Origin of the sequence: Vibrio sp. 10N.247.311.13, from assembly GCF_041467595.1 — a bacterium.
GTDB classification, from domain to species: domain Bacteria; phylum Pseudomonadota; class Gammaproteobacteria; order Enterobacterales; family Vibrionaceae; genus Vibrio; species Vibrio crassostreae_C.
Genome location: NZ_JBFSUX010000021.1, coordinates 38,181 through 59,222 on the forward strand (window position 1 = coordinate 38,181; position 21,042 = coordinate 59,222).

Here is a 21,042-nt window from a genome sequence, read left to right on the forward strand (position 1 = left end):
CGCATTTAGACTAAAGTCGTCTGGAGCTTCGCTGGTATTTTGTCAGACTGATTAAAGACTCCCATTTCTTCTTGTGATGCTTATGCCTGACAAATTTAATATGCAGCACCCACCCTTCGATAGCCTGTCCGACGCCGAACAGTTGAAGCTTCGCTCTTCATTAGACGTGGTGTACTACCGCTCCCAAGAAGTGATACTGGAAGCTGAAAGGCCGAGCCGACACCTGCATATTTTGATCAAAGGGGCTGTTGAAGAGCGCGCGAGCAGTGATGGTGAGATTTACGCACACTATGCCAATGACGATATTTTTGATGTCCGCAGCCAGTTTGAACCTCACACCAAACACCAATATATCGCACTCGAAGATACATTAAGTTATCTGCTGCCCACCGATGTTTTTCTTGAGCTTTACCACGCCAATGGCCAATTCGCTGCCTACTTTGATAGCAACCTATCAACACGAAAAGCTTTGATAGAAGCCGCCCAGCAGCAACAGAATCTTGCCGAGTTTATATTGACCAAAGTGGATGACTCTATCTATCACCCACCACTGATACTTGAACCAAACCAACCGATCAACCAAGTCACTCAAACCCTTAAAGAACAAGGGTTAGACTCGGCCCTAGTTCATTTGGAACATGATGATCCAAAAGCTTTTGGATCATCATGTTCCTTACCGCATGGAATCGTCACTCGAACCAATTTATTGCATGCTGTGATGCTCGATAATTTCCCACTGGATGCGCCTGTCGGTGAGATCGCAACGTTTCCGGTGATGCACGTGAACCAAGGCGATTTCTTATTTAATGCCATGATTACCATGACCAGAAATCGAGTGAAAAGGTTGATGGTTTGTGATGGTAAAAATGCGGTCGGTATGTTGGATATGACACAGATCCTCAGTGCATTCTCCACACACTCCCACGTTCTTACTTTGCGTATTGCGCGCGCCACCAGCGTTGAAGAATTGGCAATGGCGTCCAACAAACAGCGTCAACTGGTCGAGAGCTTGCTCAGTAATGGGATTCGCACACGCTTTATCATGGAACTGATTTCTGCGGTCAACGAACAGATCATAGAGAAGGCTTTTGAGTTGGTGATCCCACCGGCACTGCATAATCATTGCTGCCTAATTGTGTTGGGGTCCGAAGGCCGCGGGGAACAAATTCTCAAAACCGATCAAGACAACGCGCTAATAATTCAAGATGGTTTGGAGTGGCATCAATGCCAAAGTGCCATGAACGACCTCACTCATACCCTTCAACAATTGGGTTACCCACTGTGTCCGGGCAACGTGATGGTCAACAATCCGAAATGGGTGCATTCAGAACAAGAGTGGAAACAAACCCTCACCCATTGGGTAAAAAAAACCACGCCAGACACCGTGATGGATATCGCGATCATGGCAGATGCACACGCAGTGGCGGGGAATAGAGAGTTATTAAAACCAGTCAAACAGCACCTCAGTGATTTGATGCTCGGACAAGAATTGATTCTGACCGAGTTCTGCCGCCCTGCTCTGAACTTCTCGGTTCCCCTGACCCTGTTTGGTAATGTGAAGCAATCCAAGTCCGGACTCGACATCAAACAAGGTGGTATTTTCCCTATCGTGCATGGTGTGAGAGCGCTTTGTCTTGAGCATGGTGTCACCGTAAACAACACCTTCGAACGCATTGAGCAACTGGTCAGCAAGAAAGTGCTTGAGCAAAGTACTGCCGATAATCTCAGTGAAGCGCTCAAGCAATTCTTCAAGTGGCGCTTAGCCCAAAGGCTTTCTCAACAGCACAGCAGCAACAAAATTAACGTCAAACTGATGGAGCGAGCAGACAGGGATCTGCTTCGTCATAGCCTGCACGTGGTGAAGAAATTCAAGCAATGGCTCGGCTACCACTATCAGATACGGGATTAGGCAATTGAACGATGAATAGGTTGGTTCGCTATTACTGGCATCACAAGCTCAAAGGCTCTCTCTATCAGCCTCTGTTTACTGCGCCTATTGATCATGAATATGTATCGCTCGATTGTGAAACCACCAGCCTAGACCCCAATCAGGCTGAATTAGTCACCATTGCCGCAACCAAGATCATCGGTAACCGGATCATTACCAGCCAACCTTTTGAAGTCCGATTGCGCGCCCCACAATCGCTCGATTGCAATTCAATAAAAATCCACCGCATTCGTCATCAAGATCTAAAACACGGCATCGAGGAAAAACAGGCTTTAATCGAGCTACTGAACTTCATTGGAAATCGTCCTTTAGTCGGCTATCACATCCGCTATGACAAAAAAATTCTCGACCGCGCCTGTTTAAAACAGCTTGGATTTCCACTGCCTAACCGATTAGTCGAAGTGAGCCAACTCTATCAAGACAAACTCGAAAGACAGCTGCCTAATGCCTATTTTGATCTCAGCATCGATGCCATCTGTCGCCAGCTCGATTTACCCATCCCTGTCAATAAACATGATGCATTACAAGACGCTATCTCCGCTGCGCTGATCTTTGTTCGCCTGAAACATGGTGACCTGCCCCGTTTCAACTCTTCTTATTCTTAATTCAACCACTGGCGCTTCACATAGAGAGCAACATCTCAAAAATGAACTTAACTCGCTATTTTGTAAGTGAAAAGCAGCGTCTCATCCTAAAGTCTAATTGTGGAAATCGCCGTCCTAGCCGAGAGTGATAACACACAGACGGTTCTGTAATAGACCTAGAAACTGAACACAAAGGAAGTTGCCAGTTCATTAGGAATGTAGGCACAAGGAGAGATGCAATGAGTGAAGCCCACGTTTATCCGGTAAAAGAAAATATTAAATCAACCACACACGCGGATAATGACACTTACCTAGCCATGTACCAGCAATCTGTTTCTGACCCTGAAGGCTTTTGGGGTGAACACGGAAAAATCGTTGATTGGATCAAACCTTTCACACAGGTCAAAAACACCTCTTTCGATCCTGGCCACATTGATATTCGCTGGTTTGAAGATGGCACGCTTAACGTTTCGGCTAACTGTATCGACCGCCACCTTGCTGAGCGCGGTGATGAAGTCGCTATCATCTGGGAAGGCGATGACCCGGCTGATGACAAAACTCTAACTTTTAATGAACTACACAAAGAAGTGTGCCTGTTTTCAAATGCTCTAAAAGAGCAAGGCGTGCGCAAAGGTGATGTGGTTTGTTTATACATGCCAATGGTGCCAGAAGCGGCAGTAGCCATGCTGGCATGTACCCGTATTGGTGCGGTTCACACAGTCGTATTTGGTGGTTTCTCACCAGAAGCACTGTCTGGTCGTATTATCGATTCAAATTCTAAAGTCGTTATCACTGCCGATGAAGGCGTGCGTGGCGGCCGCGCGGTTCCATTGAAAAAGAATGTCGACGAAGCACTGACGAACCCTGAAGTGAAAAACATCGAGAAGGTTGTTGTATTCAAACGCACTGGCGGTGATGTGGCATGGCACGAACATCGCGATGTGTGGTGGCATGATGCTATTGCTAATGTATCTGCAGATTGCCCACCAGAAGAGATGAACGCAGAAGATCCACTATTCATCCTTTATACGTCAGGCTCAACAGGTAAACCGAAAGGCGTTATGCACACCACAGGTGGCTACCTTGTTTATGCTGCGATGACCTTCAAATACGTATTCGATTACCAAGAAGGCGAGACTTTCTGGTGTACAGCCGATGTGGGTTGGATTACCGGTCACACATATCTTGTTTACGGACCGCTTGCTAATGGCGCAAAAACGATTCTGTTTGAAGGCGTGCCAAATTACCCGAACACCAGCCGCATGAGCGAAGTGGTCGATAAGCACCAAGTTAATATTCTTTATACGGCGCCAACGGCTATTCGTGCATTGATGGCGAAAGGCAATGAAGCCGTTGAAGGTACTTCTCGTGACAGCCTAAGAATCATGGGCTCAGTGGGTGAACCTATCAACCCAGAGGCGTGGGAGTGGTACTACAAAACAATCGGTAATGAGCAATCTCCAATTGTTGATACATGGTGGCAAACAGAAACGGGCGGTATCTTGATTGCACCGCTACCAGGCGCAACAGACCTGAAACCGGGCTCTGCAACTCGTCCATTCTTCGGTGTGCAACCGGCACTGGTTGATAACATGGGTAACATCATTGAGGGTGCAACAGACGGCAACCTAGTGATTCTTGACTCTTGGCCAGGCCAAATGCGTACCGTTCATGGCGATCATGACCGCTTCGAACAGACTTACTTCTCGACCTTTAAAGGCATGTACTTCACCAGTGACGGCGCTCGTCGTGATGAAGACGGTTACTACTGGATTACGGGGCGTGTCGATGATGTACTTAACGTATCAGGTCACCGTATGGGTACTGCTGAGATTGAATCGGCTCTAGTCGCGTTCGATAAGATTGCAGAAGCCGCGATTGTGGGCATCCCTCATGATATTAAAGGCCAAGCGATTTACGCTTACATCACGCTGAATGATGGTGAGTTCCCAACCGCAGAGCTTCATAAAGAAGTGAAAGACTGGGTACGTAAAGAGATTGGCCCAATTGCAACGCCAGATGTACTGCACTGGACCGACTCTCTACCAAAAACTCGTTCGGGTAAAATCATGCGTCGTATCCTGCGTAAAATCGCGACTGGCGATACAGGTAACCTAGGTGATACCTCGACACTGGCCGACCCAAGCGTGGTTGATAAGCTGATTGCCGAGAAAGCAGAACTGGCATAAGCAACCAATCACAACAGCTAATCACTGTTTAAAACAGCACTTTCTAAACCGTCACCTATGTGGCGGTTTTTTTATGGCTGATCTTGATCTCAAATATCCCGCCCCAAATTAAGGCTAAGACGCTTTTTTGTTAAGTTGGTAACAATTCCAAGCTGTATCAATAGGAGATTAGACCAGTAAATTGCTGCGATTTGCGCTGAATTAGCTATAATCTGGTTCTAATTTTTAAATTTGGGTTTTTCTCACTGGAAATTAACCGCAAATTTTCAATAAAATGGCAACATTCACGTTCGTAAACACGATAAAGGAAGATAGCCCCACGATGTCTACAAAGTTTCGCATTCTAGTTTTAAATGGCCCAAACCTTAACCTGTTAGGCCTTAGAGAGCCCGCACACTACGGTTCTCAAACACTTGACCAGATTATTAGCTCACTGACCGAGCAAGCGAAAGCACACGATGTTGAGCTATCTCACTTACAGTCAAATCGTGAGTACGAACTGATTGAAGCGATCCATAGTGCTTATCAAAATGTTGATTTTATTATTATCAACCCAGCAGCCTTTACACATACCAGTGTGGCACTGCGTGATGCACTACTTGGCGTTGCCATACCATTTATTGAGGTTCATCTATCGAATGTTCACGCGCGTGAACCATTCCGTCACCACTCTTACCTATCTGATAAAGCAGAAGGTGTGATTTGTGGCTTAGGTGCCCAAGGTTATCAATTTGCTTTGACCGCTGCGCTCAGCAAGCTCAACTCAAAGTAAACATAAACAACGAACTATTACTAACCTACTCAGTCATAGAGTAAGTTCAATTAACAGATAAAGAGAAAGAAACAATGGATATTCGCAAAATCAAAAAGCTAATCGAATTGGTTGAAGAGTCTGGTATTTCTGAGCTAGAAATCTCTGAAGGTGAAGAGTCAGTACGAATCAGTCGTAACAGCACTGCACCTGTAGCACCTGTTCAATATGCAGCTGCTCCAGCACCTGTAGCGGCAGCAGCTCCTGCGGCGGCACCTGTAGCAGCAGAAGCAGCAGCTCCTGCAGTTCCAGCTGGTCACCAAGTTCTTTCTCCAATGGTTGGTACTTTCTACGGCGCTCCAAGCCCAGACGCAAAACCATTCGTTAAAGTTGGTCAATCTGTAACTGCTGGCGAAACGCTATGTATCGTTGAAGCAATGAAAATGATGAACCAAATCGAAGCTGATAAATCTGGTGTTGTAACAGCTATCCTAGTTGAAGACGGTCAACCAGTAGAATTCGACCAAGCTCTAGTAATTATCGAATAATAGAGAGCACTCATTATGTTAGATAAATTAGTAATCGCGAACCGTGGTGAGATTGCACTACGTATTCTGCGTGCATGTAAAGAGCTTGGCATTAAAACGGTAGCGGTTCACTCAACTGCTGACCGTGACCTTAAGCACGTACTGCTTGCAGACGAAACCATTTGTATCGGTCCAGCTCGTGGTATCGATAGCTACCTAAACATCCCTCGTATCATCAGCGCAGCTGAAGTTACAGGTGCAGTAGCTGTTCACCCTGGCTACGGCTTCCTATCTGAAAATGCAGACTTTGCAGAACAGGTAGAGCGCAGTGGCTTTATCTTCGTTGGCCCTAAAGCTGAAACCATTCGCATGATGGGTGACAAAGTGTCAGCTATCACGTCAATGAAGAAAGCTGGCGTACCTTGTGTACCAGGTTCTGACGGCCCTCTTAACGACGACGAAGCAAAAAACAAAGCGCACGCTAAACGCATTGGCTTCCCAGTTATCATCAAGGCATCTGGCGGCGGCGGCGGTCGTGGTATGCGTGTTGTTCGTTCTGAAGCAGAATTAACAGAAGCTATCGCGATGACTCGTGCTGAAGCAAAAGCATGTTTCAACAACGACATGGTTTACATGGAGAAATTCCTAGAAAACCCACGTCACATTGAAGTACAAGTGCTTGCAGATGGCCAAGGTAATGCTATCCACCTAGGTGAGCGTGACTGTTCAATGCAACGTCGTCACCAGAAAGTTGTGGAAGAAGCGCCAGCTCCAGGTATCACTGAAGAGATGCGTAAGTACATTGGCGAACGTTGTACTCGTGCATGTATTGAGATCGGTTACCGCGGTGCAGGTACATTTGAATTCCTATACGAGAACGGTGAATTCTACTTCATCGAAATGAACACTCGTATCCAGGTTGAACACACGATTACTGAAATGGTAACGGGTATCGACCTAGTGAAAGAACAGCTACGTATTGCAGCTGGTCAGCCTCTATCATTCACTCAGGATGACATTAAGCTGCGTGGCCACTCAATCGAATGTCGTATCAATGCTGAAGATCCAGTTCGTTTCCTACCTTCACCAGGTAAGATTGAACGTTTCCACGCACCAGGCGGCATGGGCGTACGTTGGGAATCTCACATCTACACGGGTTACACAGTGCCACCACACTACGATTCAATGATTGGTAAGCTGATCACTTACGGTGAGAACCGTGATGTTGCTATCGCTCGTATGAAGAACGCATTGGGTGAAATGATTGTTGAAGGTATTAACGTTAATACTGAGCTTCAACTGTCTATTATGAACGACGAAAACTTCCAACACGGTGGTGCAAACATCCACTACCTTGAGAAGAAACTTGGTTTGTCATAATCCGTTCGTTTAAGAACAGTCAAAATGCTCACTTCGGTGAGCATTTTTGTTTTTGAACCGCCGAAAAAATCAATCTTTAATCCCCATTATATTCCGTGGGGTTTTGGTGAATTTGCTCATATTTTCTGCTAGAATCGCCATCCAATTTTTCTCATATAGAAGATGCAGCCATGCCTTGGATTCAAATCAAGCTTAATGCTACCAATGAAAATGCCGAACAAATCGGCGACATGTTAATGGAAGAGACTGGTGCTCTTTCTGTAACTTTCCTGGATGCACAAGATACCCCTGTATTTGAGCCTCTGCCAGGCGAAACTCGCCTTTGGGGTGATACTGACATTCTCGCGCTTTACGACGCTGAGACTGATACTGGTGTCGTTCTAGCGCAGATTAAAGCAAGCAACATGTTCCCTGCAGACTTTGCTCATAAAGTAGAGCAAATTGAAGACAAGGATTGGGAGCGTGAATGGATGGACAACTTCCACCCAATGAAGTTTGGTGAGCGTTTATGGATCTGCCCTAGCTGGCGCGATATCCCTGAACCTGACGCTGTTAACGTAATGCTAGACCCTGGCCTTGCATTTGGTACAGGTACTCACCCGACAACGGCATTGTGTCTTGAGTGGCTTGAAGGCTTAGACCTTGCAGGCAAAACCGTGATCGACTTCGGTTGTGGCTCAGGCATCCTAGCGATCGCTGCGATCAAACTAGGCGCAGCAAAAGTTATCGGGATCGACATTGATCCTCAAGCTCTGCTTGCATCAAAAGACAACGCACAACGCAATGGCGTTGCTGAGCAACTAGAGGTGTTCTTGCCACAAGATCAACCGGAAGGTTTGCTAGCAGACGTTGTTGTTGCCAACATTCTTGCGGGTCCATTACGCGACCTTTCTGGCATCATCAAGGGCCTAGTTAAGCCAAATGGTGTACTTGCGATGTCGGGTGTTTTAGATACACAAGCAGAAGATGTTGCCACTTATTATCGTGATGAGCTTCACATTGATCCGATCATCGAACAACAAGAATGGTGTCGAATCTCAGGTCGCAAGCAAGGCTAGACAAGACTTTGGGCGCTAATTGACTGAAATTTAAACAAATTACAAAAACAAATTGTAAATGCTCAAATATTAGTCTTTTCACGCAGCGAAAAAATGCGTAAAATGCGCGCCCTTGCTGGTACAGAACTGTGATGACATTTTTGAAAATCGGAAATTATCAACTTAAGAACAATCTAATCGTCGCTCCTATGGCTGGCGTAACGGATAGACCATTCCGTGAGTTGTGTCTTCGCTACGGGGCGGGGATGGCAGTCAGTGAAATGATGTCCTCCAATCCGAAAGTTTGGAAAACGTCAAAGTCTCAGCAGCGTATGGTACATGAAGGCGAATCGGGCATTCGTTCAGTACAAATCGCTGGTGCAGATCCACAGCTTATGGCCGAGGCTGCTCAATTTAATGTCGATAACGGTGCGCAAATCATCGATATCAACATGGGTTGTCCAGCCAAAAAAGTGAATAAGAAGCTTGCGGGCTCAGCCTTACTGCAGCATCCAGAACTCATTGAAGACATTCTGAAAGCGGTGGTAAATGCTGTCGACGTTCCAGTAACGTTGAAAACGCGCACAGGCTGGGATACAGACAATAGAAACTGTGTCCAAATCGCGAAAATAGCCGAAGACTGCGGCATACAAGCTCTTGCGCTCCATGGAAGAACTCGCGCTTGTATGTACAAAGGTGAGGCAGAATACAAACACATTAAAGCAGCGAAACAAGCAGTATCTATTCCGGTTATCGCTAACGGTGATATCGATAGTCCGGAAAAAGCGAAGTTTGTGCTGGAGTACACCGGCGCTGATGCTTTAATGATAGGTCGACCTGCCCAAGGACGTCCTTGGATTTTTAACGAAATCCTACACTATTTGGAAAACGGCACCACGATGGACCCACTCCCGATTTCGGAAGTGAAAGACATCATGCTTGGTCATGTGCACGCTCTACATGAATTTTATGGAGAGTTTTTAGGCCCTCGCATCGCTCGTAAGCATGTGGGTTGGTATCTAAAAGAACATGAACAAGCGAGTGAGTTTCGCCGTACCTTCAACGCATTCGAAGCAGGTGATCTGCAGCTTGAAGCGCTAGAAGGTTTTTTTGATAACGTTGCACCATAATTACGAGAAGAGCTAGACCGAATATGTTCGAACAAAATCTGACTTCAGAAGCATTGACAGTAACTACAGTTACATCACAAGACCAAATCACGCAGAAGCCACTACGTGACTCAGTTAAAGCATCATTGAAAAATTACCTTGCTCAATTAAACGGTCAAGAAGTCAGCGAGTTATACGAATTAGTATTAGCTGAAGTTGAACAGCCACTACTAGACACTATCATGCAGTACACTCGCGGTAACCAAACTCGCGCAGCAACCATGATGGGTATTAACCGCGGTACTCTTCGCAAGAAACTTAAAAAATACGGCATGAACTAATCGTTCTTTCGTAATTTATTGAATTGAAAGCCAAGCTCATTGTTGAGTTTGGCTTTTTTTTGGCTTGTCGATCCGTGATAGTGGCTGATTACTCTCCAGTGCGACAACAGCGCCCTTTGTCGACGTTTGCGGAATCCAAGGCTGCCAGAATCGAACAATGGCTTGCATCGTCGTCTACGTGGCCGCAACACGCATCATTAATCTTCTTAAGTGCGGTGCGAATCTTAGTTAACTCAGTGATCTTCTCATCAATCATCTCTAATTTTGCTGAGGTAATCGACTTCACTTCAGCGCAACTGTGCTGTGTGGCCTCGAGGCGAATCTCAAGCAATTCTTTAATCTCGTCCAAACTCAGCCCCAACGCTTTAGATTTGAGAATAAACGTCACCTGTTTCTGGTTATTTTCATCATATAGGCGATAACCCGAGTCACTGCGACTGGCTGGCGCGATCAGGTTATTCTTCTCATAAAATCGCAAGGTATCGGCTGTCACACCGCATCGCTTCGCTAATTCACCGATCTGAAACATGTTTTTTCCTACTGTTTCGTCCATTCCACAATTAACCTTATCGTTACTTTTCAGGCTGAAATGGCACTTTTCATAATTAATTTTGAGATGCCAAACGATTGCGCGAGCTTTTTTGTAATAAATTAGTTAGAATCTGCGCCATCAAATTTGGAGTTGGTTATCTTATAGCTTAATCATAAGACTAACCCAAAAGGTCTTTACCAAAACTGGCCAATATTTTATCTCTTACTGGTATCTAAGATAATCCACGCTAAGAAGATAGAAACAAGTTCTTTTTTGGCAAATATCTTTATTTTAACCCCATGAATTTGAGGAAGATGGAAGCATGAATAACGCTCGTCCAATTCGCCGCGCTCTAATCAGCGTATCAGACAAAACTGGTATCGTTGAATTTGCACAAGCTCTTGCTAACCGTGGTGTAGATATCCTATCTACCGGTGGCACTGCTCGCCTGCTTGCTGAAAAAGGCATCTCTGTTACAGAAGTATCTGACTACACTGGTTTCCCAGAAATGATGGATGGCCGTGTTAAGACTCTGCACCCAAAAGTTCATGGTGGTGTTCTAGGCCGTCGTGGCCAAGATGATGACGTGATGGAAACTCACGGTATCAACCCTATCGATATGGTTGTTGTAAACCTATACCCATTCGCAGAAACCGTTGCTAAAGAAGGTTGTACCCTTGCTGATGCTGTTGAGAACATCGACATCGGCGGCCCTACAATGGTTCGCTCTGCAGCGAAAAACCACAAAGACGTAACGATCGTTGTTAACGCACACGACTACGAGCGCGTTGTCGCTGAAATGGACACGAACGATAAATCTCTAACACTAGAGACTCGCTTCGACCTCGCTATCGCAGCATTCGAGCACACCGCTTCTTACGACGGCATGATCGCAAACTACTTCGGCACTATGGTTCCATCTTACGGTGAGAACAAAGAAGGTGACGAACCTTCTCCTGAAAACAAGAGCAAATTCCCTCGCACGTTCAACCAACAGTTCGAGAAAAAGCAAGACATGCGCTACGGTGAGAACAGCCACCAGGCAGCCGCATTCTACGTTGAAGCAAACCCTGAAGAAGCATCAGTTTCTACAGCTCGCCAGATTCAAGGTAAAGCCCTTTCTTACAACAACATCGCTGACACCGACGCAGCACTTGAGTGTGTGAAAGAGTTCGACCAGCCAGCATGTGTGATCGTTAAGCACGCTAACCCATGTGGTGTTGCACTAGGTGAAGACATCCTAGAAGCTTACGACCGTGCATTCAAAACAGACCCAACTTCTGCATTTGGCGGCATCATCGCTTTCAACCGTGAGCTAGACGCTGCAACAGCAACGGCTATCACTGAGCGTCAATTCGTTGAAGTTATCATTGCACCATCAGTTTCTGCTGAAGCAGTAGCAATCGTAGCGGCTAAGAAAAACCTTCGCCTACTTGAGTGTGGTGAGTGGACAACGAAGACAACTGGCTTTGACGTTAAACGCGTTAACGGTGGTTTGCTAGTTCAAGACCGCGACCAAGGCATGGTGTCTGAAGATGACCTTAAAGTGGTTTCTAAGCGCCAACCTACAGCTGAAGAATTGAAAGATGCTCTATTCTGCTGGAAAGTAGCGAAATACGTTAAATCTAACGCTATCGTTTACTCGAAAGGCGACATGACAATTGGTGTTGGCGCTGGCCAAATGAGCCGCGTTTACTCTGCGAAAATCGCAGGCATCAAAGCTGCAGACGAAGGTCTACAGGTTGAAGGCTGTGTGATGGCATCAGATGCATTCTTCCCATTCCGTGACGGTATCGATGCGGCTGCAGAGGCTGGCATCAAGTGTGTTATCCAACCGGGCGGCTCTATGCGTGATGACGAAGTTATCGCAGCAGCAGACGAACACGGCATGGCGATGATCTTTACGGGCATGCGTCACTTCCGCCACTAGAAAGAAAAGATACGAGAGCGCTTCGCTACGGGAAACGAGAACGCTGCGCTCCGAGATGAGCAACACTATCATTTAGTGTTGCTCAGACATTTTTTAGTTCTACTACTATCAATTTTGATTGAAGGTTTAAAACATGAATGTATTGATTATTGGTGCTGGCGGTCGTGAGCATGCACTAGGTTGGAAAGCAGCACAAAACCCAAACGTTGAAACAGTATTCATCGCTCCAGGTAACGCAGGTACTGCACTTGAGCCAAAACTAGAGAACGTAAACATCGGCGTTGAAGACATCGCTGGTTTAGTCGCGTTTGCTCAAGATAAAAAAATCGAACTGACTATCGTGGGCCCTGAAGCACCATTGGTTATCGGTGTGGTTGATGCATTCCGCGAAGTAGGTTTGCCAATCTTCGGCCCTACTCAAGCTGCAGCACAGCTTGAAGGCTCTAAAGCATTCACTAAAGACTTCCTAGCTCGTCATGATATCCCAACAGGTTACTACTCAAACTTCACTGAGATTGAGCCAGCTATCGCTTACGTTCGCGAGCAAGGCGCTCCTATCGTAGTGAAAGCTGACGGTCTTGCGGCAGGTAAAGGCGTTATCGTTGCGATGACCCTTGAAGAAGCAGAAGACGCAATCAAAGACATGCTAGCGGGCAACGCCTTTGGCGAAGCAGGCAGCCGCGTTGTTATCGAAGAGTTCCTCGAAGGCGAAGAAGCAAGCTTCATCGTAATGGTTGACGGCTCTAGCGTGCTTCCTATGGCCACCAGCCAAGATCACAAACGTGTTGGCGACAAAGACACTGGGCCAAACACGGGCGGCATGGGTGCTTACTCTCCTGCGCCGGTTGTAACTCCAGAAATCCACAACCGTATCCTTGAGGAAGTTATCTACCCAACGGTACGTGGTATGGACGCAGAAGGCGCACCTTACACAGGTTTCCTTTACGCTGGCCTAATGATCGATGCTGACGGCACACCTAAAGTTATCGAATACAACTGCCGCTTTGGCGACCCTGAAACGCAACCTATCATGATGCGTATGGAGTCAGACCTTGTTGAACTTTGCCTAATGGCTATCGACGAGAAGCTCGACGAAGCAGAATCGAAGTGGGATCCACGCGCTTCTATCGGTGTTGTTCTTGCGGCTGGCGGTTACCCTGCTGACTACGCAAAAGGTGACGTTATTTCACTACCAACAAGCGAAGTTGAAGGCCAAAAGGTTTTCCACGCGGGTACGACAAATAATGAAGCTGGCGACGTTGTGACAAACGGCGGTCGTGTACTTTGTGCAACAGCACTGGGCAATACGGTTTCTGAGGCTCAAGAGCGCGCTTACGCGTTGACGAAGCAAGTTAGCTGGAATGGTATGTTCCACCGCAATGATATTGGTTACCGTGCGATTGCGCGCGAACAAGAGCAGTAAACAATCTTGTTGCTCGCTTACTTTCCAATAACAGTAAGCAAATGACAGCAAGTGAATAACAGAAAAAGGCGCCTCAATAGGCGCCTTTTATTATCTCATTTACACAAGAATCTGTATTTGTACAGACAAATAGGCACTTGGCCTACAGTAGGCCAAATACTCTCAATCCTTTGATTACTCGCTATTCTTTCAACAATGATGGCCTAACGACACAATCATGGCTGTCTTCAGCCAGCATCAGTAACTCTTCCACGCTCATCTTACCCAGTGAATCACTGCCAAGAAACGCCGCATAGCTTTCCACAGACGCCAATCGGTCAATCACGAAGCCTGGCAAGGTCTGGTTAAATTCAATGCGATCAAACTCACCACCAGCGCACGTTTTAAAAGAGCTGCCATTCCAGTAACCCTGAATCAGCCTAAGCCCTTCATCATGCTGCTTCGTTGTGGTCTCTAGAACCGACGTCGCTTCTTTCTGATAGTTTTCAAGCTGCTTGGCTTGGATAGGTAAGATTTTGCTATCAATACGATACTGTTGATACACAGCTTCGCCTGACTTATTGAAACGCACATGGACTCGATAGGGAACCAGCTCATTAGAAGAGTTACGCTGCTCGCCTTCACGAATGAATTCACGAAGCACGCCTTCTGACCAAGCATAATCAGTTTGGTACCAGCCGTAATCGCCGACAGTGACGTAGTCAGCTGAAGTATGAGGTTGTGTTAGCTTGTTTGTAACCCAGTAGAAACTCGTCGCGTCGCCCATGACTTGGCCGCCAGTGTGAGTTTCAAATTGCTCTAGGTTTTTGCGAGGGCTTGTTGAAGAACAGCCAATAAGAAATGTAGATAATAGTGAAACGAGAAGAAATGCTTTTTTCATAAAAACCTGTACCGAGGTGGAATACGACTACCTCGGTACAGTTTAGATTATTTCACTGAATCTTTCAGCGCTTTACCTGCAACAAATGCTGGAACATTTGCAGCAGCGATTTGGATCTCATCACCAGTTTTTGGGTTACGACCAGTGCGAGCTGCACGGTGGTTTACTTTAAAAGTACCAAAACCAATTAGCTGAACTTGATCGCCATCTTTAAGAGCATCTGTAACACCGCCAAGAGTCGCTTCTAGAGCAGCTTTAGCTTGTGCTTTAGAAAGGTCCGCTTTTTCAGCAATAAAGTCGATTAATTGAGTCTTGTTCATTTTAGGTTTCCCTTCTTTGTATTTTTGAATTCAATTCACTCTAAAACATAAATGCCCCATCTGGCAAAGGTTTGTCGTCGATCTTTAGCTCTAATGCCGTAGTTTTAGCCATAATATGAGTAATAACTCACAATTTGTTACTGATTTTATTAAGCAAGCCCTTGTTTAAAAGGGGCTGAGAGCAAAATTAATGATGACCTAGCCACTACTTTTTCACTATAATCCACGCTGAATCGCTGCTAAAGCGTACAATTTAATTTAAGGGCAAACATGCTGCTGCTATCTATTTACGTCTCCATTGCTATTGGAGTTTCTTTCATTTGTTCTGTTTTGGAAGCTGTACTTTTGAGTATTAGTCCGAGCTACATTGCTCAACTAAAACAAAATGGGCACCCTGCAGCAGAGTCTTTAGACAAACTGAAAACAGATATTGACCGCCCGCTTGCGTCAATTTTAACGCTCAACACCATCGCCCATACTATCGGTGCTGCGACAGCAGGTGCACAAGCGGCTGTCGTTTTTGGTAGCCAATGGTTAGGTGTCTTCTCTGCCGTGCTAACGCTAGGTATCTTGGTATTATCTGAGATTGTTCCAAAGACCATTGGTGCAACCTACTGGCGTCAACTTGCTCCTGCTTCGGCAAGCGTGCTTCGTTGGATGGTGTTCTTCCTAACACCGTTTGTATGGTTCTCAGAACAGATCACCAAACGTCTTGCTCGTGGCCACCAAGCACCAAAAATGCGTGATGAGTTATCTGCAATGGCGATTTTGGCAAAAGAGAGCGGTGAATTTGCAGAAGGCGAGTCAAAAATCCTGAGCAACCTACTGGGTATTCAAGATGTACCCGTGACTCAGGTAATGACGCCGCGCCCAGTGGTATTCCGTGTTGATGCGGAAATGAGTGTGAATACGTTCCTAGAACAACATAAAGACACGCCATTCTCACGTCCGCTGGTTTACAGCGAGCAGAGTGACAACATCATCGGTTTTGTTCACCGCTTAGAGCTGTTTAGATTGCAGCAAGCCGGTTGTGGTGAGAAAGCTTTGGGTGAAGTAATGCGCCCTATCCACGTGTTGCTGAACAACATGGGCTTGGCTAAGGCCTTTGACCAGATGATGGCAAACCGCCTGCAACTGTCTTTAGTTGTGGACGAATACGGCACTATTCAGGGCATCATCACCCTAGAAGACATCTTTGAGCACCTAGTGGGCGAAGAGATTGTCGATGAAGCGGATAAGACGACTGATATGCAAGAACTGGCGTTCCAACGCTGGGAGAAGTGGAAAGAGACACACGGTGTTATCGAAAACCGCGATGACGAGGACGAGGAAGAAACTCCAGCAGACAACGACTCTTCAGATGCAAAATCAACGAATGACGACGACGCATCAAAAGATAAGGCATCAAAAGACAAAGTGTAGAACGAAGACAAAAAAGACGCTTAATCTAAATTTGATACCGTCAGATACAACAAAGGCTCCCTAGGGAGCCTTTGTTTTTATTCGTACCTTGGTGCAATTGCGAATTATAGCGCAACACCAATGTTACTGACTGGGTCTTCACGCAGTTCGTGGCGTAGGTCTTTGATCAGCTCTAAGTCACGCTCAGTCGTTTCACGTAGAGGTCGGAAAATGGCCCACTGAACGTCCCACTCTTCACACACCGCTTCGTTTTCTTTCTGGTTTTCGTTCGTCACTTCTTCAGCGCCTTGAGCAAACTCAAGCTCAGCAACCGTCTTCACCGATTGTTGACTCACTTTAATTACCGCTTCCAACATATGTTCACGGTCAAGCAGACCATGAATTAGCGTTGCTAGGCCTTGGCATGCGTCCATTGCTGGGTAAACACCATAAAAATCAAAATCATCACCGCTAGGGAATAGCTCTTCAACCTTCTCAAGTTGACGCTCAAAGTTCACCTTTGCTGTTTTAACCGTCAGGATTTCCCAAATGCTATCCAAAACATCACGATAGATTCGAGCTTCCGCAAATTCTGTATTCTCACAAAACATGGCATAGTTAGGGTACATACGCTCACATAGACACGCCATAAAGGTAATTTGTTGCCAAGGTTCTAACTTTTCAAGACGAACCTGCAGTGGATTCTGAAGCATAGTCACTCAATAATTGCAGAAAAAGACAGCGAAAGTGTACTTGATAAACCCTGGGGGGAAAAGGTAAGCCGATGAACAATTTTACGAATAAGCTCTATATTCTTACTGAGCATGACGATACCTATACGCAACTGATTCTAAACCAGGATTTACCCGACCTAGAAATCACTCAAAACCCCAAATCAGCACAGATTGTCTTGGCGTCACCACCTCTAATCGCAGAGCGCCTCGGCGAGTTTAAAGAGCTAGACTGGGTACAGAGTACCTATGCCGGAATCAATAAACTCACTCAGCCAGATCTGCGTCAGGACTATACGCTAACCAACGTCAAAGGCATCTTTGGTCCGGCTATCGCAGAATACGTATTGGGTTACACAATCAGTCACTGTAGACACTTCCCTCATTACCACCAGCATCAACAACAACGAAACTGGCAGCCACAGCTTTATACTAGCCTAACTGACAAAACTATGGTGATTTTAGGAACAGGTTCAATCGGCAGTCATTTGGCAAAAACCGCGGCGGCTTTTGGTATTCATACCATAGGTGTCAACCGTACCGGCATCCCATCCAAACAAGAAACCTTTAAAGAGACTTTCCACATCAATGAGATAGAGGCTGCCCTTAAGCAGACCGATATTGTGGTCAACACCTTGCCATCAACCGCTGAAACCTATCAGCTGTTGAACCAAACCACGTTAGGTTACTGCTCTAATGTGTTGCTGTTTAATGTCGGTCGAGGGGAAAGCATCGACAATAAAGCCTTGTTGCTCGCCATAAAAAACAGATGGGTAGAACACGCATTTTTAGATGTGTTTGAAAGTGAACCCCTCTCTCAGGAACATCCTTTCTGGAAACTACCGCAAGTCACCATCACTCCACACATCGCTGCACTCAGTGAGCCAAGACAAGTAGTCGAGATCTTCGCAGAGAATTACAAACAGTGGCGAGATGGCTTTACACTTAATCATGTCATCGATTTTGATAAAGGTTACTGATGTCCTCTTCGTTACTTAAAGAGATTCGACAATGCCGAGCTTGTGAGCCTCACCTATCACACGGTGCCAACCCGGTGATTCAAGCGCATCCAAACGCGCGCTTGCTGATCATAGGCCAAGCGCCGGGTATCAAGGTGCATGAGTCGTCGATACCTTGGAATGACGCCAGTGGTGAACGACTAAGAGAATGGTTAGGGGTAGATAGCGATACTTTTTACGACGAGCAAAAAGTCGCGATTGTGCCTATGGGGTTTTGTTATCCGGGGAAAGGGAAAAGTGGCGATCTCCCACCACGCAAAGAGTGCGCGGGGCTTTGGCACAACAAAGTGCTGCAATCTCTACCCAATATTCAAATGACACTGCTGATTGGCCAGTACGCACAAAACCATTACCTAACAAACAAAACCACCAGCACATTGACCGAAACCGTGCGTGATTGGCAAAGGTGGGCGCCTGAGTTTTTGCCATTACCCCACCCTTCGCCACGCAATAATATCTGGCTCAAGAAGAACCCTTGGTTTGAAAGTGAAGTCATTCCTTATATCAGGAAACACATCTCTGAGCATTTGGCCTACCATGATCCAAATACCTAATTAACTGCACACAACAAGATTAAACCGCCATCAAATGCCAATTTCAGGCAATAAAAAAGCGCTGTTGGTTTCCCAACAGCGCTTTCAATAATCTTACTCAGAATTACTTGTGGTAAGGCTTAGACAATTCGTGAACAGCGTCAACGAATACACCAGCGTTCTCTGGCGGTACATCTAAGTGGATACCGTGGCCTAGGTTAAATACATGACCGGTACCACCGTCGCCGAAGCCTTCAAGGATGCTGCCCACTTCTTCGCGAATACGTTCAGGCTGAGCGTAAAGCATTGAAGGATCCATGTTACCTTGCAGAGCAACTTTGTCGCCGATGCGAGCTTTTGCATCTGCGATGTTGATAGTCCAGTCTAGACCAACCGCATCACAACCTGTTGCTGCGATAGACTCAAGCCACATGCCACCGTTCTTAGTGAACAGAGTAACCGGTACTCGACGACCTTCGTTTTCACGGATTAGGCCATCAACGATTTTGTGCATGTATTGCAGTGAGAATAGGTTGTAGTCACGAGGAGTCAGTACACCACCCCATGTATCAAATACCATTACCGATTGAGCACCCGCTTTAATTTGCGCGTTCAGGTATTCGATAACACTGTCAGCCAGCTTATCTAGAAGCAGGTGCAGCGTTTGTGGTTCTGCGTACATCATCTTCTTGATCTTAGTGAATGCTTTAGAGCTTCCACCTTCAACCATGTATGTCGCTAGAGTCCATGGGCTACCAGAGAAACCAATCAGTGGCACTTCGCCTTTCAGGTCTTTACGGATCTGACGAACGGCATTCATTACGTATTGAAGCTCACCTTCTGGATCTGGTAGGCCAATCTTCTCTACGTCAGCTTTACACGTGATAGGACGCTCAAACTTAGGACCTTCACCTGTTTCAAAGTACAAACCTAAGCCCATTGCATCAGGGATAGTTAGGATGTCTGAGAACAAGATTGCCGCATCAAGCGGGAAACGACGTAAAGGTTGAAGTGTTACTTCTGATGCCAGTTCAGCGTTTTTGCACAAAGACATGAAATCGCCCGCTTCAGCGCGCGTTGCTTTGTACTCAGGAAGATAGCGGCCAGCTTGGCGCATCATCCATACCGGTGTGTAATCAACAGGCTGTTTTAAAAGTGCGCGTAAATAGCGATCGTTTTTTAATTCGGTCATTCCGTTAAATTCCAATTCAATCTTGTCTAGTTTTGATGGCAAGTATTCTAACACTGATTGAAGGGTAAAAGCTGTGTGCTTTGCAACCTAGATCAAGTTATTAACTTTTAAATCAATGCTTAATTTGCACCCAATTACGGGAGCATGTTAAAAATTTGTTCGCTAGCGAAAATTACAATTATAACATCTGAGTAGTCACTACTCAGCATCTCATAACGACATCTTACTTACCCCCTCCACTTGTGGAGGGTTTTTTTTAGCTTTTGATCACCCATAGGCCAAATACTATCACAGGCAAATTAGTGCTCTAGTATCTGCTCAGTCACACCATCTTTCATCACGTCATCAACGGTTTTCTCAATCAACTGTCTCGCAATGGTTCCAACAGGAGCAACATCAGGCAGGCTTGTTACGTCAAACCATTGAGCATCCGATAGCTCGCTGTAGTCAGGCTTGAGCGTACCACCAGCATAATCTGCGAGAAAGCCCATCATCATACTCGATGGAAACGCCCATGGCTGGCTGCCAAAATAACGAATATTATCGACATCGATACCCGTTTCTTCTTTGACTTCTCTTGCCACACACTGCTCTAAGGTCTCTCCGACCTCTAGGAAGCCCGCTATCACGGTATACATACCTGTCTTATGTCTTGGGTGCTGCGCAAGCAATATCTTGTTGTCGTTTCGTACAGCGACAATGATGCACGGGAAGATACGAGGATAATGAAGTGTGCGGCAATCTCCACACTGCATCGCCACCTGGTTATGGTTGAGATGATTTCGACCACCACACTGAGGGCAAAAACGCATACTTTGAGTCATATGCCCATATTGGATGGCTTTGCTTGCAGTCAAGAAACTCACTTCAGGCCAGTGCAGTAACTCTCTTAGGCTGACCATGCTCAGCTCATTCTCCACATCACAATCGTTGAGCCAATACACCTTGCGACCTTGATGCTGACCAATACAGATTGCATGCTCCACACTCAGCCCAAGCTCTTCAGCAGAGCCAAACGGAAACTGATCATTATTAACCCAAATATCACTACCAGAAACGACGCACCAATAAGCTTGCTCTGTCATTTTGTTATCACTTTTTTTTAACATCCCTATGCCTCATTGCTTGCAGTTCGTTCATTTTACTGGCAATCTAATTTCATACTAGAGTTGTAGCAGAGAATATTTCAAGCTATTACTTTTAGTAGCTACCAAT

General features: G+C 46.0%; 20 protein-coding genes. 14 read left to right on the forward strand and 6 right to left on the reverse strand.

Annotation, left to right across the window (positions count from 1 at the left end):
- The first annotated feature begins 76 nt into the window (after positions 1 to 76).
- The 9 genes from AB6E52_RS11255 to fis all read left to right on the forward strand — a co-directional run bounded on the left by AB6E52_RS11255 (position 77) and on the right by fis (position 9,866).
- Positions 77 to 1,909: a DUF294 nucleotidyltransferase-like domain-containing protein gene (locus AB6E52_RS11255; protein ID WP_102320309.1), complete on the forward strand. Its 1,833-nt coding sequence runs from the start codon at positions 77 to 79 to the stop codon at positions 1,907 to 1,909.
- An 11-nt stretch (positions 1,910 to 1,920) separates the two neighbouring features.
- Positions 1,921 to 2,553, forward strand: a complete 633-nt coding sequence (locus AB6E52_RS11260) for a 3'-5' exonuclease (protein ID WP_102320310.1) — start codon at positions 1,921 to 1,923, stop codon at positions 2,551 to 2,553.
- A 218-nt stretch (positions 2,554 to 2,771) separates the two neighbouring features.
- A complete protein-coding gene (acs, locus tag AB6E52_RS11265; protein WP_009844693.1) occupies positions 2,772 to 4,721 on the forward strand; it encodes an acetate--CoA ligase in 1,950 nt (649 codons plus the stop codon).
- Between the two features lie 322 nt (positions 4,722 to 5,043).
- Entirely contained in the window at positions 5,044 to 5,493 is a 450-nt protein-coding gene (gene aroQ / locus AB6E52_RS11270; RefSeq protein WP_010435475.1) for a type II 3-dehydroquinate dehydratase, read from the forward strand.
- A 74-nt stretch (positions 5,494 to 5,567) separates the two neighbouring features.
- Positions 5,568 to 6,020: an acetyl-CoA carboxylase biotin carboxyl carrier protein gene (accB, locus tag AB6E52_RS11275; protein WP_017062707.1), complete on the forward strand. Its 453-nt coding sequence runs from the start codon at positions 5,568 to 5,570 to the stop codon at positions 6,018 to 6,020.
- 15 nt (positions 6,021 to 6,035) lie between these two features.
- Positions 6,036 to 7,379, forward strand: coding sequence for an acetyl-CoA carboxylase biotin carboxylase subunit (accC, locus tag AB6E52_RS11280; RefSeq protein ID WP_102320311.1), 1,344 nt, complete (start codon positions 6,036 to 6,038; stop codon positions 7,377 to 7,379).
- A gap of 170 nt (positions 7,380 to 7,549) precedes the next feature.
- Positions 7,550 to 8,437 carry a 50S ribosomal protein L11 methyltransferase gene (prmA, locus tag AB6E52_RS11285; protein WP_017055901.1) on the forward strand — a complete coding sequence of 296 codons (888 nt, stop codon included), beginning with the start codon at positions 7,550 to 7,552 and terminating at the stop codon, positions 8,435 to 8,437.
- Positions 8,438 to 8,577: 140 nt separating this feature from the next.
- Positions 8,578 to 9,546, forward strand: coding sequence for a tRNA dihydrouridine synthase DusB (gene dusB, locus AB6E52_RS11290; RefSeq protein ID WP_032546269.1), 969 nt, complete (start codon positions 8,578 to 8,580; stop codon positions 9,544 to 9,546).
- Between the two features lie 23 nt (positions 9,547 to 9,569).
- Positions 9,570 to 9,866 carry a DNA-binding transcriptional regulator Fis gene (gene fis / locus AB6E52_RS11295; RefSeq protein ID WP_004729744.1) on the forward strand — a complete coding sequence of 99 codons (297 nt, stop codon included), beginning with the start codon at positions 9,570 to 9,572 and terminating at the stop codon, positions 9,864 to 9,866.
- 88 nt (positions 9,867 to 9,954) lie between these two features.
- On the opposite strand, the gene zntR is transcribed toward fis, so the two are convergent.
- Positions 9,955 to 10,395 (reverse strand): Zn(2+)-responsive transcriptional regulator, encoded by a 441-nt coding sequence (zntR, locus tag AB6E52_RS11300; protein ID WP_017062704.1) that lies wholly within the window; start codon positions 10,393 to 10,395, stop codon positions 9,955 to 9,957.
- Between the two features lie 325 nt (positions 10,396 to 10,720).
- Here zntR and purH point away from each other — a divergent pair, with 325 nt between their 5' ends.
- Together purH and purD are read left to right on the forward strand one after the other, a co-directional pair.
- Positions 10,721 to 12,328: a bifunctional phosphoribosylaminoimidazolecarboxamide formyltransferase/IMP cyclohydrolase gene (gene purH / locus AB6E52_RS11305; protein ID WP_017062703.1), complete on the forward strand. Its 1,608-nt coding sequence runs from the start codon at positions 10,721 to 10,723 to the stop codon at positions 12,326 to 12,328.
- A gap of 133 nt (positions 12,329 to 12,461) precedes the next feature.
- Entirely contained in the window at positions 12,462 to 13,751 is a 1,290-nt protein-coding gene (gene purD / locus AB6E52_RS11310) for a phosphoribosylamine--glycine ligase (protein WP_017062702.1), read from the forward strand.
- Positions 13,752 to 13,932: 181 nt separating this feature from the next.
- Here purD and AB6E52_RS11315 read toward each other — a convergent pair whose 3' ends face one another.
- Both AB6E52_RS11315 and hupA read right to left on the reverse strand, forming a co-directional pair.
- The gene (locus tag AB6E52_RS11315) at positions 13,933 to 14,631 is read right to left on the reverse strand and encodes a DUF1481 domain-containing protein (RefSeq protein WP_017063655.1); all 699 of its coding nucleotides are present in this window, start codon (positions 14,629 to 14,631) and stop codon (positions 13,933 to 13,935) included.
- Positions 14,632 to 14,678: 47 nt separating this feature from the next.
- Entirely contained in the window at positions 14,679 to 14,951 is a 273-nt protein-coding gene (gene hupA / locus AB6E52_RS11320; RefSeq protein ID WP_004729753.1) for a nucleoid-associated protein HU-alpha, read from the reverse strand.
- 270 nt (positions 14,952 to 15,221) lie between these two features.
- Here hupA and AB6E52_RS11325 point away from each other — a divergent pair, with 270 nt between their 5' ends.
- The gene (locus AB6E52_RS11325; RefSeq protein ID WP_017062700.1) at positions 15,222 to 16,373 is read left to right on the forward strand and encodes a CNNM domain-containing protein; all 1,152 of its coding nucleotides are present in this window, start codon (positions 15,222 to 15,224) and stop codon (positions 16,371 to 16,373) included.
- 104 nt (positions 16,374 to 16,477) lie between these two features.
- On the opposite strand, the gene AB6E52_RS11330 is transcribed toward AB6E52_RS11325, so the two are convergent.
- Positions 16,478 to 17,065 carry a YjaG family protein gene (locus AB6E52_RS11330; RefSeq protein ID WP_017062699.1) on the reverse strand — a complete coding sequence of 196 codons (588 nt, stop codon included), beginning with the start codon at positions 17,063 to 17,065 and terminating at the stop codon, positions 16,478 to 16,480.
- Positions 17,066 to 17,136: 71 nt separating this feature from the next.
- On the opposite strand from AB6E52_RS11330, the gene AB6E52_RS11335 reads away from it, so the two are divergent.
- Positions 17,137 to 18,063, forward strand: a complete 927-nt coding sequence (locus tag AB6E52_RS11335; protein ID WP_102320312.1) for a D-2-hydroxyacid dehydrogenase — start codon at positions 17,137 to 17,139, stop codon at positions 18,061 to 18,063.
- A complete protein-coding gene (locus AB6E52_RS11340; RefSeq protein WP_102320313.1) occupies positions 18,063 to 18,656 on the forward strand; it encodes a uracil-DNA glycosylase family protein in 594 nt (197 codons plus the stop codon). Before AB6E52_RS11335 ends, AB6E52_RS11340 begins: the two co-directional genes overlap by 1 nt.
- A gap of 103 nt (positions 18,657 to 18,759) precedes the next feature.
- On the opposite strand, the gene hemE is transcribed toward AB6E52_RS11340, so the two are convergent.
- Both hemE and nudC read right to left on the reverse strand, forming a co-directional pair.
- Positions 18,760 to 19,827, reverse strand: a complete 1,068-nt coding sequence (gene hemE, locus AB6E52_RS11345) for a uroporphyrinogen decarboxylase (protein WP_017060530.1) — start codon at positions 19,825 to 19,827, stop codon at positions 18,760 to 18,762.
- A 299-nt stretch (positions 19,828 to 20,126) separates the two neighbouring features.
- On the reverse strand, positions 20,127 to 20,936 hold the full coding sequence (gene nudC, locus AB6E52_RS11350; RefSeq protein WP_017060529.1) for an NAD(+) diphosphatase: 810 nt from the start codon (positions 20,934 to 20,936) through the stop codon (positions 20,127 to 20,129).
- Between the last annotated feature and the right edge of the window lie 106 nt (positions 20,937 to 21,042).